Genomic DNA, 13,909 nt, shown 5'->3' with positions numbered 1-13,909 from the left:
TTTATGCTAAAATTAAGGAAGGATTCTGTAGAAATTTTGGAATGGGCGGACTCTTTGCTATCCCTTAAATACAAAGTGATAAAATATCCCCAAAACAATACAGGTCAAAATGGTTTTTAGCATATCCCACTTTAAGATAAAATACACAAAAGAAGCTATAAGGGCTATGAGCAGGGAAGCTATGTCAAGGGTACTCCATTCCGGGATCAGCCACCTTACCCCTAAAGACCGGCTTTCATGGACCTGGCCAAAAAGCGTATGTATGGTAAACCATACCCCAAGATTTAATACCACGCCAACCACCGCAGCGGTAATTCCGGATAGTGCTGTGGTCAGGTTTTTATTTCCCCGGAGATACTCTATGTAGGGTGCCCCACTGAAGATGAACAAAAAGCAGGGAATAAAAGTAGTCCAGGTCACCAGCAGGGAAGCTAAAACCCCGGCAATAAGAGGGTCCATAGTACCGGAAAAACGGTAGGCCCCCATAAACCCGACAAATTGTACGACCTGGATCAACGGGCCCGGGGTGGTTTCTGCCATGCCCAACCCGTCCAGCATTTCCCCGCTTTGCAACCAGCCGTAATCCTCCATTGCTTTCTGGGCTATATAAGCCAACACTGCATAGGCACCACCAAAGGTAACCACGGCCGTTTTGCTGAAAAACAGGCCTTCCGAAAAGAAAATATTATCCATTCCGATCCACAGGGCGATCAGTACCAGCGGCAGTGCCCATAAACTTAAAAAGAGGAATACGGTTTTCAGGGTCTTTACCAGGGACGGCTTTACCGACTGGATGTGGCTGTCTATGACGTAGGCACTTTCTTCATCACTTTTTTCTCCATGTCCCTTGATCACATGAAATTTTTCTTCCCAAAGTTTCCCGCCTATAAAACCTGTTAAACCGGCTGCCACAACAATATAGGGAAAATCTACCTGGAAGAAAAAAATGGCGATAAAGGCCAGTACTGCCATGATCAACATGACCTCATTCTTTAGCGCTCTTTTCCCTATTTTGATGACCGCACCGATAACAATGGCCAAAACAGCGGGTTTTATACCAAAAAATATGGCCTCTACAATTCCCATATCCCGGTATGCCGCATAGAGGATACTAAGTATTAATATGGATATAAAACCAGGTAGTACAAACAATATTCCCGCAACCAATCCTCCTTTGGTCCTGTGGAGCAACCAGCCGATATAGGTGGCCAGTTGCTGTGCTTCCGGCCCCGGTAATAACATGCAGTAATTGAGGGCATGCAGAAAACGGTTTTCACTGATCCATTTTTTTTCCTGGACCAATATTTTATGGATCACGGCAATCTGGCCGGCAGGTCCGCCAAAGCTATATATCGCTACCCGGATCCATACCCGGAGGGCTTCTTTAAAAGGAACCTGTTTATCGATCATATATTATGTATATACTGGTAGTGACACAAGCGTGGCCATATGGTTTAATTCTATATCTCGACAAAAAGTTATCCGTGCAGTTTTTTGGCGGTTACAAACCGTTCTGCCACGTTGTCCCAGTCGATAATCTCCAATAAGGTATCTACAAAATCTGCTCTTTTATTTTTATATTTCAGATAATAGGCATGTTCCCAAACGTCTATGACCAAAAGCGGAATAACTCCCCATTGGGTGAGTTTTTGATGGTTTTCGCATTGCAGTAAAGTCAACGATCGGGAATAGGGCTGATATCCCAATATCCCCCAACCACTGCCTTCTACAGTTTTTGAAATTTTGGCAATATAGGCCTTGAGGCGGTCAAACGACCCGAAATCCTTATCTATTTGTTGAAGTAGTTCCGCCTTGGGTTCTGTTTTCTTATTAGTCAGGTTCGTCCAGAAAATGGTGTGCAGGACGTGGCTGGAAAAATGGTACGCCAATTTTCTCGTCCATAGGTCCGACATGTCCATATCCCCGGTCTGTAGATTTTTTTTAATGTTTTCCAGATCCTTATTGGCCCCTTTTACCGCTCCACCGTGGTGGAATTCAAAATGGAGATGCAGTGTTTCCTCATCCATATAAGGCTCAAGGAAATTTTTGTTATAGGGAAGGGACTGTTGAATGAAGTTACCTTCGTTGTCCACCAGTTTGTCGATGCCGTTTCCGGTAACGTTCTGTGAAAAAACACTATTGACGGGCAGGATGGTCGCTCCGCCTATGATGGCACTGTTTTTCAGAAATTCTTTTCGATTCATTTTATTACTGTTTTTATGGTTAAGCCTTCTTTGAGTTCTTCGTTGGGGTTCACGAGTAAAAGGTCGCCGGGTTTGATCTCTCCGAAAACTTCGGTGTGTGACGCATCCTTAATTCCGGAGGTCACATCAACCCATTGTATTTTGCCTCCAAGCACTTTTGCAACGGCTTTACGTTTTAAGGTAGTCAGGACCGCGCTATTGGGAATAAAGATACCGCTTTCTTTTCTACTCAACTGAATATGGGTTTCTGCAAAAAGCCCGGCTTGTAGTTCTCCGTTTTCATTGTCTACCAAAAATTCCCATAATTCTGTCCTTGTTTCAGGTGTGATGCTATGTGCTCTTTTGTAGAACATGCCGTGAAAGGTTTTCCCGGGATGGGATTCAACGGTGAATGTAATACTGTCGTTGTCCGTACTTCCTGTAGAGGCTTCCGGTAAGGGGACTTTCAGCCGGAGCCTGGTATTGTTTTCTATGACGAATACCACCTTGTCAGCGTTATCCCCTACAAAATCCCCCACATCTACATTGCGGACGGAGACCATTCCGGAAAACGGAGCAGTAATGGTGAGATAACCCAATAAATCTCTTTTTGCCGAGACCCTAGCGTTTTGGGCCTGCATACGGCCGCTGTCGGCATCCATTTTATTTTTGGCACGTACCAGGTCTGAGGCGGCAACGGTACCTGGTGTTTCTGCGGCATGCTTTAACCTTTCATATTGGTCTTTGCCCGTAGTGTAATCCGCTCTGGCGGAAGCAGCTTCGCTTACTGCTTCAGTATACTCAGATTGCATTTCTGGGGCTTCTATACGCATCAATACCTGTCCCTTTTCAACTTTATCCCCAATATCGACCCGTACTTCTTTTACATAACCTTTCACTTTGGCAAAAATATTTGCTCTTTCAAAAGGGTGTAGTTCACCGGGCAGTTTCAGCGTTTGTTGAATCGGTTGACTTTGCACTTCTATGACTTCCATGGCCCTGGGGGCATCTTCTGCGGTATTTGATACAGTCCCGGTACTTTTATTAATGCATGACACCGTAGTGAAAGCCAGGATAGCGATATAAAAAAGGTTAGATTTCATTTTTCGGTTATTTTAATTGCTCTTAATATGATTTTCATCGTCCGGATCAAGCGAGACGCTTTTATATGGCCTTTTGCCCGTCAATACCCAATAGATGGAGGGCAATACCAGGATGGTGGCGAATACGGAAAACAACAGTCCGCCAATGACTGCGATCCCCAAAGGGGCCGTTTGTTCCCCGCCTTCTCCCATACCCAGGGCCATGGGGGTCATTCCTGCTATCATGGCCAAACTGGTCATGATGATCGGGCGGATACGATCCTTGATCCCGAGGATATGCACTTGTATTTCAGGGTTGTTTTCTTTGCGGTACTGTTCTGCAATGGTTACGAACAGAATGGCGTTGGCAACGGCCACCCCAATGGCCATGATACTCCCCATAAAGGATTGAATATTTAAGGTGTTTCCGCTCAACCAAAGTAAAAGGAATGAACCGACAACTACGGCGGGAACAGTTGAAAGTACGGCCAAGGACAGCCTGAAGGACTGGAAACTGGCAGCGAGCAACAGGAAGATCACTATTACGGCCAAAAGCAGTCCTGTGCTTAATTCGTCAAATGTTTGTATAAGCGTTTCCGCCAACCCGCGGTATTTTATGCTCATCCCGGCAGGCGGGTCACCCAATGAGGTCACTTGTTTCTTTACTTGCTTGATAGCTGTGCCCAGGTCCATAGCATGGATATTCCCTGTAACAGTGATAAAACGCTGCTGGTTAAGGCGATCGTATTCCCCTATCATCGTGGAAGCTTCCCATTTGCTTACATCCCTGACATATACGGTGTTGCCGTTGTCGGATTTTAACGGTATCCCGGCTATATCTCCCGGATCATTGACCTGGTATTGGGGAAATTCTACCTGGACCTGGTAGGCGTGTCCGGAACCTGCATCCAGCCAGTAATTCGGCTGTGTAAAACGGCTGGACGATGTGGAGGCCGTCACCGAACGGCTGATATCTTCAACGGTCAGCCCCAATTGCCCTGCTCTTACACGATCGTACTTCAGGTCAATGGATGGGTAATTCAATGGGATACCAAACTGCACATCCCGCACGAAGGACAGTTCATCCACTTTATCTTTGACCTGTTGGGCAAACTGTTTTGATTCTTCCAGGTTTTTGCCCTGTATGGCGATTTCAATGGAGGTATTTGCACCCTGGCTCATCACCTGGTCCACCAGGTCGGCCGGTTCAAACGAAAGGCTCATTCGGGGAATTCTTTCACGAACTTTCTCCCTGAGGGTTTCCTGGAGCTCATCCAGGTCAGTTTTTGTGTCCTTCAATTTGATCTTGACCACACCTTCATGCGGTCCGCCTGTCCAGAGAAAAATAGTATTGACCGGGTAGCTTGGGGGCTGGATACCTACGAAAGCAGAAGTGATCTCGATATTTTCCTTTCCCGCGACCTCTTCGACAATACTTAAAAACTCCTTGGTCTTTTCTTCCGTAGTTTCGACCCGCGTTCCATCGGGCATCCGTACGCGTACCTGCAACTGTCCTGAATCGATCTTGGGGAATATTTCGGTCCCGATCATGGAGAACAGCAGCAACAATATACCGGCCAGGCCAACGATATAAGCGGGAATAACAATCCTGCGCCATTCAAAAATACGTTTTGTATATCCCAGCAATTTGTCTTTGAACCGACTGAATCTTCCATGTGCATCCTGATGATTTAAGGGCTCGTCTTTCAACCACCAGTTGGCCAGTACGGGCACCAGGGTCTGCGACAAGATAAAGGAAGCGATCATGGAAAAACCTACGGCAAGGGTTAAGGGCAAAAACATGGCCCTTGGGGTACCGGACATAAAGAAGGACGGGACAAAAACAGCCAGAATGCTGACAAGGATAAGCAGTTTTGGAAGCGCAATTTCCTTACAGGCCTCCAGTATGGCCCGGGATTTGGGTTTTCCCGTTTCCAGATGCCGGTGTATGTTCTCTATCGTTACAGTGGATTCGTCCACCAAAATACCGATCGCAAGGGCCAGGCCGCCCAAAGTCATGATATTTAATGTCTGGCCGGAGAGGTACAGGCATACGATTGCCGATAAAATGGCCAATGGGATGGTTACGATCACGATCAGGGCACTTCTCTTGTCCGAGAGAAAAAGCAATACCATAATCCCGGTCAGCAAAGCTCCCAAAAAACCTTCAAACGAGAGGTTTTTAAGGGAATTGATCACATAGCCCGATTGATCAAACTCATAACTTACTTTAATATCGTCCGGAACTGCTGCCTGCATTTCGGGGAGCGCAGCTTTGATACGCTTCACCACATCCCACGTGGATGCGCTGGAGCGTTTGGTTACCGGAATATATACCGAACGCTTGCCATTTATCAGGGCGTAGCCGGTGGCCACGTCCGCACCGTCCTGTACTTCTGCGACATCACGCACATACACAGCTGCTCCGGAACCCAAAGTAAGCGGAATGTTCTCTAATTCTTTGATGTCGCTTACAACCGTATTCTGATTGGCAATGAGGAGTTGGTCCTGAGTACGGATATTCCCCGAAGGAGCAATGGTATTTCCCTTGGCCAAAGCAGTGACCAGTTCGTCCGGGCTGATGTTGTAACTGCGAAGTTTTTCCGGATTGGCTTTGATAAGTACCGTACGTTGGTTCCCTCCAAACGGAGGCGGTGCAGACACCCCGGGTATAGACGCAAATTTGGGCCGTACTTTAAAAAGAGCCAGATCCTGAATTTCGGCATTGGACCGGGTTTCACTGCTGAAAACCAGCTGCCCCACAGGGGCACCTCCGCCATCAAAACGGGTAATAAAGGGAGTTACCGTGCCCGGCGGCATAAAGGCACGGGACCGGTTTACCTGGGCTACCGTTTCTGCCAGTGCCTGTGACATATCCGTTCCCTCATGAAAGGTAAGCTTCATCAACGAAACCCCCTGAATAGTCTTACTTTCCACCTCCTTGATACCGTTGATATAAAGGAAATGATATTCGTAATAGGAGGTCATAAACCCCTCGATCTGGTCGGGTGCCAGTCCGCCATAGGTCTGTGCCACATAAATGGTGGGAGTTCCCAGTCTGGGGAAAATGTCCACTGCCATGTTCCGAATGGCCAAAACCGAAAAGAAAACGACGGCCAAAAGGGCTACAACAACGGTAATGGGTTTGCGTAAAGCGCTTATAATGAGTCGTATCATTTGTTCAATTCATTTAAAAATATTTCCAGATTACCATATACCGCAGCTTTGTAAAGCAAAGCCTTCCATACTTCCCAAAAGGTCTTTCGATAATTGATCTCTGTGGCGACCAATTCGTGCTGCGCTTCGGCCAGCTCCGTAAAATTGACCAGTCCTGATGCGTATTGTGTTTTTAATGCGGTGTAAGAAAACTGTGCATTCTTATATTGGGCAGGTAATTCCCCGGCCACGAGGATGGCCGTTTGTAATGTGGAATCTGCGGTATTCTGTTGTTGCTTTAATTCTAAACGGGTTTCTTTGAATTCTTCCTCCAGGGCATCCGACCGGTACTTTAATACTTTACTTTCCGAATGGTAGCGAAACTGCTGTGCAATTGGGATGGAAAGTTGAAGGCCGACGCCGTAGTTATACCGGTTGATGTCAAAACCCCTGGCGGCATCTTCAACAAACAAGTTGCCATTTGCATCGGTTTCTACCCCGGATCCCCTGCCATATGCCGTGCCCCATAAACTTAAGGAAGGCATTCCTCTTTTTTGCGAGGTTTTGTATTGATACTGTGCCGTCTGCCATTCAGATTGTGCCAGCCGTGCCTTCGGATGGTCGAATACCGGGGTATCCGTATCAAAACCGGGAAGATCCTTGAAGAAAGTTTCATCCGACAGGTCTTCCGGTAATTCGGATGCGATATATAATTGCAGCCGATCCTTTAATTCAAACAATCGCTTTTTTTGATTTAGCATCCGGATCTTTGCATTGGAGAAGGCCGATTGAAAACGGGCGGTATCCACCCCCGCAATTAAACCGCTTTGGGCCAGCCGGACAGATTGCCCGTAGTTTGTTTTGGACCGTTCAAGGTTACTCTGCAGGCTCTTTAACACCTCATTGGCCAGGAGAAAGTCCAGATACGTATCGGTGAGTCTGATCTGATGTCTAAAGGTAGTAAGATCAAGCTCACCTGTTTTTTCCTGTACCTGGCTTTCCGCGGCTTTTATGGCATTGGCCCTGCGCCCAAAAGTGAAGGCTTCCCATTTGAGCAATAAACTGGCTGCGCTGCCATATACCATTTCGCTACTGTTATCCATCGAAGGAGGTCCGCTTACGGGCAATACATATTCGGGATAGAACATTCCTGTCAGATTGTTGTATGTGGAATAATTGGCCTGGTATGATGCGGTAATATCCGGAATGAGTGTTTGTTTGGCAGCACTTGCATTACTTTGGGCTGCCTGTGCCCGGAGCTCAGCTGCCCGGATGGAAGGATAATTATCCAGGGCTATTTCCAACAGTTTGTTTAGCGGAATGCTTTCCTGGGCAAAACTCCCGGTCCCGGATAACAGGAGGGCCCAAAACAATCCCTTGAAATTGGTCGACATTCTATTTTGTTTTTGTAGAAACAAATGTACAGGCCAATTCTGTAGAAAGTTGGGAAGAAAGAATCACAGGGTATACGGATTTGAAAGTTTTAGGTTTTTGGCCTCTAAGTGGCATTATTCAAAAAGCACCGTAAAAATATGAAATCCCTCTCCTTGGTGATAGTTGACATCCCAACTGCTTACCTCTGCTATTTTGTGGACAATGGCCAATCCCAGTCCCCAAGTGTCCGGGTTGCCGGATTGTTTATAAAAACGGTGAAACAGTTTTTCTTTGTCCAAGGCTTTTTGATAGCCCGTGTTAGCGATGGAAAGTCTGTTTTTCATTATGGAAATAATGACCTTCCCCTCCTTGATGTTGTGCAGGAAGGCATTTTTAAGCAGGTTCTGCAGCAGTATTTCGGTAAGCATGGTGTTTCCCTGAACGATCAGTTCGTCCTCTTTTTTTATGACGATTTCAATATGCTGTGCAACTTTCTGTTCTTCATAATAGGCTAGGGACCAGTTTACTATCTTATTTATATGAATTTCTTCGGTAAGGAGAAATTGTCGGTTTTCGATCCTGGACAAAAGCAACAGGGTCTTATTTAACTTTTTTAACCGTTGTGTCGATCCGATGATACTTTCTATGATGGACGCTTGCCCCAATGTAAGTTCTTCCTGGCTGATCAGGGCTTCCAAACGCGATTGGATAACGGACAGCGGGGTTTGCATTTCATGGGAAGCATTTTCAATAAACTGCTTTTGACTGTCAAATACTTCCTTGTTCTTTTGCATCAGTTCTGTGATCGCATCCCGAAGTGTCCGGAATTCATCGATCCGGGAATGGGATAATACCGGGACTTGTTTATCCAGGCGATAATGTCGCAACTTCTCCAGCATTTCATAGAAAGGGTTCCATATTTTTCTGGATATAACACGCTGCGACAGGTAGTAACACAAGGTCATTCCCAGGAACAGCCCTCCCAGGGCAATGGCAATGGCACCAACAATTTCTGTCACTTCCAGGTGGGGCTTTACAATCTCCAGTCGGTAATAGTTCCCGTGCAATTCCACAGGGGTGGTGAGTTTCCGATATTCGTCCAGTTCATCGTCCACTGGTTCGTAGACCAGGGTATCGGCATAGATCTCCCTTCCTTTTTGAAAGGCTTCCTCGTCTATAAGATAAAAAGTAAAATCGTCCAATGGATTATCTTCCGTAAACGGCGCCCGGGGGTTTTCTTTGAGATAGGCCAGAAGGTTCATTTTCCGGTTATACAATACCTCGTCAACATTTTGCAGGACATTCCAACTCAATACCAAATAGAACAATATGGAAAACCCTCCAAAGAGCACCAGGAAAAAGAATAATTGAATACGGGAAGTATAGGTAAGCAGCTTCATATGACTTTAATTTGGTACCCTACCCCATAGATGTTATGGATCACCACCTGTGCCCCTGCCTTTTTCAGCTTCTGTTTCAGGTTCCGGATCTGGGAGAACAAAAAATCAAAACTCTGGGCCTCGTCCACATAATCGCCCCAGATATATTCGGCCAGGGCTACTTTGGTGATGACCCGTTTGTAATTGCTGACCAGGTGGGCAAGAATGGCATATTCTTTTTTGGTCAGGGAGATAGGGCTTTTATCGTTATTTACACTTACCAGATATTGATCTGGGTCTATGATCAGGTTGGCGAATCGGACCAGCTTATTGGTTTTAAATTGTTTTCTCCGGATAATGGCTTTGATCCGGGCATTGAGTTCGGAGAAATAAAATGGTTTGGTCAAATAATCATCAGCTCCCAGTTCCAGACCTTTTAGTTTATCATCCAACGAGTTCCGGGCGGATAGGATGATAACCCCATCGGTCTTGTCTTCTTTGTGAAGGATTTTCAGCAGGTCGAACCCATTGCCATCCGGCAGGTTGATGTCCAGAATGATACAGTCATAATCGTAGAGTGCGATACGCTCAAGGGCAGATTGGAATTCTGCCGCAGTATCGTACATGAAATCTTCTTTGGAAGCAAATTCTTCCAGACTTCTTAACAATTGGGGTTCATCTTCTACAATAAGTAACTTCATAACACATACAAAGTACGTAATTAATTTTGTAGAAATACTGGCAGGACTTTAGAGATTGTTATTACGTTCCTTTTTGCTCCCGTTCTGTTTAACCCAATGTGGAAAACCTGTAATGGAACACTACACTTCTCAATAAATTATCAGGACACAAAAAGGAGTGGGTCAGGTCTGCTTTAGCCTTACTTCCAATAGAATAAGTAGTACGTAGAATGTATTCAATACAATATTTCCGAAAGTTAAGCTCGCAAAATGTTTCTCGGACAAGGGACGGCATAAAGCCGCTCCTACCTCGCTATTTATTCCGTTTCCTTGCCACTCCAAAATTTTGTCTTCCGCTTGGGTCCATGCTCAAATATTGTTTAACTAAAATCCAAGTATCATGGAAACACAAACAAAACAAAAGCAAACCGGGAAAACTGCGGTAAGGAAGAAAACAAATCCCAACAGTTCCAAAACAGCTGTGAGCAAGAAAGACACTGTCCTACAGATCCTGAACCTGGATATGGCTTCGGTCATTCCCGACCCCTCGCAACCCAGAAAGACCTTTGACGGGGACAGCCTCCAACTGCTTTCCCAAAGTATTAAGGAACATGGGGTACTACAGCCCATCACCGTCCGTAAATCCGGAAGGGATCATATCATCGTGATGGGGGAGCGTCGGTACCGTGCCAGTAAGCTGGCGGGACAAAAGACCATTCCGGCCATCGTCAGGGAATATGCCGACAACGATGTCCTTGAGGTGCAGATCATCGAAAACCTGCAACGCAGGGACGTGGAACCCACTGAAGAGGCCGAGGCCATTGCCTTTCTAATGGATAAGTACAACCCGGCGGAGATTGCAAAACGGTTGGGACGTACCGAAAACTTCGTAAGGCAACGGCTTAAACTGGCAGGGTTGATAGAAGGCTTCAAACACTATGTGAGAAGTGGGGAGATGACCATTTCCCTAGGGGTGGCCGTGGCCCTGTTCGAGGCAGGGGAACAACAGATGATGTTGGAGAGCTTGGACGGGGAGTTCCATGCCAATAGGCTCAAACGGATAGTCGATAACCGGACCTTTGACCTGGCCAACGCCCCTTTTGACCTAACGGATAAAAAACTGCTCCCCAAGGCAGGGGGCTGCACCCTATGTCCGTTCAATGCGGCCAATCAGGGCAACCTGTTCGGGGACGGAAAGATGGTCTGTACCCGAACGGCCTGTTTTGAGAGCAAGAAACAGAAGACCCTGTTGAACCTTATAAAAAGGGCCAAAACGGAACAATTACTGTTGGTTCCCAAGATAAGCCGCTATTGGAAAGATGAGGAACACAACCAGCTGGTGGCTGCCCAGATGGAAAAGCAGGGCCTTACCGTCCACCTTACCGATGCGTTGGAGATCATCGAAGAACCCATTGAACCGACCTTGGACACCATCAAGGAAGAATACCGGCATTACGATTACAGTGATGAAGAGCTACAGGAAGAACTGGACGAAGCCTTGGAGGCTTATATGGAGGAAAGGGAGAGATACGATACCGCCCTTGAACATGGATTTGTAAAGGGCATCCTCCTCCATACCGATACCTATAAGAGCAAGGAGGTTTTCGTGAAGGTTAAGGAAAAGCAGGAAGATATCGAAGATGTACGTTCCGCTCCATTGGAACAACGCAAGATGTCGGAATGCACCCCAGAGGAACAGATTATCAAGATTAATACCCGTGAGGCCCGTAAGAAACAGATCGAGAACAACCGACAGTTCAAGGAAGTGGCTGAAATGGTTCGTATGACGGATTATATCAACATTGATAAGCCCCTGTCCGTTGATGAAATGGTCGCTTTTTCCATCTCCCTGTACGAGAACAATGTCGGCTATTCTGATCAACGGGAGCATTTTCAGGAATTTTTCGGGGACACGACCAATACGACCCGTGAAGAGATTGTCGCCAGATTCAGGAAGGAATTCAAGGAGGAAACCCTCAACAGGCTCATCCGGTTCCTATTGACCAGACAGGTCCACTTTGGGGAGAGCAACCATATGAACAATCTGACCAATAGCTCCTTTTACACGGCCATACAGGAATACCATAAGTCCAATATCGATACGATAGAAGCAGGGTATGCCAAGACACGCAGCAAACGTGAAAAAAGGCTAAAGGAACGGGTGGAAGCACTGCAGCAACAGGACAAGGCCATGGCAGGATAACCATCCATAAATCAAGTATCGGAAGGGTTCGGATTTTTGAACCCTCCCTTTTTTTTGTCTTTCAATAGGGTCAACAGACAAAAGAAACTTCATGACAATCGACCTTTTGGACGATGTCTGGATAGGTTGAGATCACTGTACATTTTTAAAACCCTTTTTGAACTGGGAGAACTGATGGAATCGTTTAATTCCCACCAATATTTCCTCAAGGTAAACCCGCAAAATGTTTCTCGGACAAGGGACGGCATAAAGCCGCTCATACCTCGCTATTTATATCCGTTTCCTTGCCGCTCCAAAATTTTGTCTTCCGTTTGGCAAATCCCTGAAAATATTGTTGAACCATAAAACAGTTATCATGGAACATCCAAACATGCACCAACTTGATTTTGGCTTTGAGGTGGAGCCAACCACCGAACCCAAATCCAAACCCAAATCCTTTAAAATGGCCCAGTCCGATTTTGTCTTCGACTTCATGGACTGCCTGAGCAGTCCCATCATCGTCTTTCCGTCCGCTTGGCAGGATGCCGTACCGCAACTGCTCCTGAAGAACATAACCCTGGCCCGCCTGCTGACACAGATGCAGGGTGAGCGGATGGCCTCCCTGACAGAAGTAGTGGCCTATATGATGCCCAGGACCTTTGAGTCCCCTATGCCGGGTGAATGGGTCAATATCTATACTTGGTGCGGGCTTCATTACGCCAAGACCTTTAAGAATGCCGGACAGATGGAAGCCATGATGGAGATTGCCCCAGAGAACCTGTCCGATTATGAGCAGATCCTGTTGAAACGGCTTAGGGTATGGATTTACGACAAACGGCGCAAAGCCCTTAAGCAGAAACTTAAGGAAGGCAAACCTGCTATCAAGGAAAGTGCCAACCAAAAAAAGCTGCCCCTTTAAGGGATAGCTTTTCAACTTTTACAGATTTGGTCACGGCCTCTATTGGGTCAGGTCATCGACGGTTGCTCCGGGAGCATTTTTCTTGACCGATGCTATCCCGTTTTCCATGGCACTGAAAGAAGAGTACATCTCACTGGTCCCGATAACTTGACCGTTGGATGCCTTTAGGTTAAAGTAGGGGCTTCCTCCCTGGGATTCCAAGCGTTCGAATTTGCTGTCGTCCTGGGAATTGTTTCTCACGGATTCAATGCCATTGGTACAACCGGTCTTGGCCTTGTAGCCTTCGCTGGCAAGGATGTTCTGTCCGTTGGCGGCCTTCAGGCGGAACCTGAATTCACCGCCCCTGTCCTTGTAAATTTCGAATTTTTGCATAAGTATTGGTATTATGATTAATGCTAATAAGGTACCAAAAAAAATTTGATTTATACCAACCGGGCATGATTTATGGATTTCCTGGGTGACGGGCTTATTAAAAAGATGGATGGGCGAATAAAAAGTAATTTACCATCTATGCCATTGCCTATATAATATTGCCGAACAACTCCGATTTATGGCATTTAGATTTATTTGGGCGTGTCACCGCCCGCATTCTGCCCACGCACAATAGCCTCCGCAAAAATGCAAGCGGGTCGGGTCATCCGCTATATCTTTTGTGGTCAAAAAAGACCACAAAAGGATGCCGCTGCTACCCCTCACGCTCTATATACCGTTCAGAAATTGATAGTTTAATAGTACCCTCAGCCCATTCCCCCGCATTCCGTCAAGCCTGTCCCCTCCAATAGAGTAATCCGATTTATAGACCATTCAGCACATTGTAAATTCCTGTAAAGTTGACCCACCCATTCCTGTTTAAATTGAGCATAGTAAAACAGGTTCTAAAAAGAGCAGTTTTGTGCTTATAAAAATATAAAATTTATCATTGTTTTTTTCTTTTTTTTCTCATGGATTCACCTT

The 13,909-nt window shown here is 46.1% G+C and carries 10 protein-coding genes; 2 read left to right on the top strand and 8 right to left on the bottom strand.

Going from position 1 to position 13,909, the window contains the following annotated elements; all coding sequences use genetic code 11:
* Window positions 1–57: 57 nt before the first annotated feature.
* From chrA to AC13CQ_RS07015, 7 genes are all read right to left on the bottom strand, one after another.
* Entirely contained in the window at window positions 58–1,410 is a 1,353-nt protein-coding gene (chrA, locus tag AC13CQ_RS07045) for a chromate efflux transporter (RefSeq protein ID WP_117019438.1), read from the bottom strand.
* Window positions 1,411–1,478: 68 nt separating this feature from the next.
* Window positions 1,479–2,204: a superoxide dismutase gene (locus tag AC13CQ_RS07040; protein ID WP_117019437.1), complete on the bottom strand. Its 726-nt coding sequence runs from the start codon at window positions 2,202–2,204 to the stop codon at window positions 1,479–1,481.
* Window positions 2,201–3,286, bottom strand: coding sequence for an efflux RND transporter periplasmic adaptor subunit (locus AC13CQ_RS07035; RefSeq protein ID WP_117019436.1), 1,086 nt, complete (start codon window positions 3,284–3,286; stop codon window positions 2,201–2,203). Before AC13CQ_RS07035 ends, AC13CQ_RS07040 begins: the two co-directional genes overlap by 4 nt.
* Window positions 3,287–3,298: 12 nt before the next feature.
* Window positions 3,299–6,442 carry an efflux RND transporter permease subunit gene (locus tag AC13CQ_RS07030; protein ID WP_117019435.1) on the bottom strand — a complete coding sequence of 1,048 codons (3,144 nt, stop codon included), beginning with the start codon at window positions 6,440–6,442 and terminating at the stop codon, window positions 3,299–3,301.
* Window positions 6,439–7,815, bottom strand: a complete 1,377-nt coding sequence (locus AC13CQ_RS07025) for a TolC family protein (protein ID WP_117019434.1) — start codon at window positions 7,813–7,815, stop codon at window positions 6,439–6,441. Before AC13CQ_RS07025 ends, AC13CQ_RS07030 begins: the two co-directional genes overlap by 4 nt.
* A gap of 114 nt (window positions 7,816–7,929) precedes the next feature.
* A complete protein-coding gene (locus AC13CQ_RS07020; protein ID WP_117019433.1) occupies window positions 7,930–9,195 on the bottom strand; it encodes a sensor histidine kinase in 1,266 nt (421 codons plus the stop codon).
* The gene (locus AC13CQ_RS07015; protein WP_482882759.1) at window positions 9,192–9,875 is read right to left on the bottom strand and encodes a response regulator transcription factor; all 684 of its coding nucleotides are present in this window, start codon (window positions 9,873–9,875) and stop codon (window positions 9,192–9,194) included. The genes AC13CQ_RS07020 and AC13CQ_RS07015 overlap by 4 nt, the downstream gene beginning before the upstream one ends.
* 379 nt (window positions 9,876–10,254) lie before the next feature.
* On the opposite strand from AC13CQ_RS07015, the gene AC13CQ_RS07010 reads away from it, so the two are divergent.
* Together AC13CQ_RS07010 and AC13CQ_RS07005 are read left to right on the top strand one after the other, a co-directional pair.
* Window positions 10,255–12,057, top strand: coding sequence for a ParB/RepB/Spo0J family partition protein (locus AC13CQ_RS07010; protein WP_117019431.1), 1,803 nt, complete (start codon window positions 10,255–10,257; stop codon window positions 12,055–12,057).
* Window positions 12,058–12,412: 355 nt separating this feature from the next.
* Window positions 12,413–12,955, top strand: coding sequence for a hypothetical protein (locus tag AC13CQ_RS07005; RefSeq protein WP_117019430.1), 543 nt, complete (start codon window positions 12,413–12,415; stop codon window positions 12,953–12,955).
* 39 nt (window positions 12,956–12,994) lie between these two features.
* Here AC13CQ_RS07005 and AC13CQ_RS07000 read toward each other — a convergent pair whose 3' ends face one another.
* On the bottom strand, window positions 12,995–13,327 hold the full coding sequence (locus AC13CQ_RS07000) for a YegP family protein (RefSeq protein ID WP_117019429.1): 333 nt from the start codon (window positions 13,325–13,327) through the stop codon (window positions 12,995–12,997).
* Between the last annotated feature and the right edge of the window lie 582 nt (window positions 13,328–13,909).

This window comes from Galbibacter sp. L-19, assembly GCF_056857615.1.
This window is presented reverse-complemented; position numbering and strand designations above follow the sequence as displayed.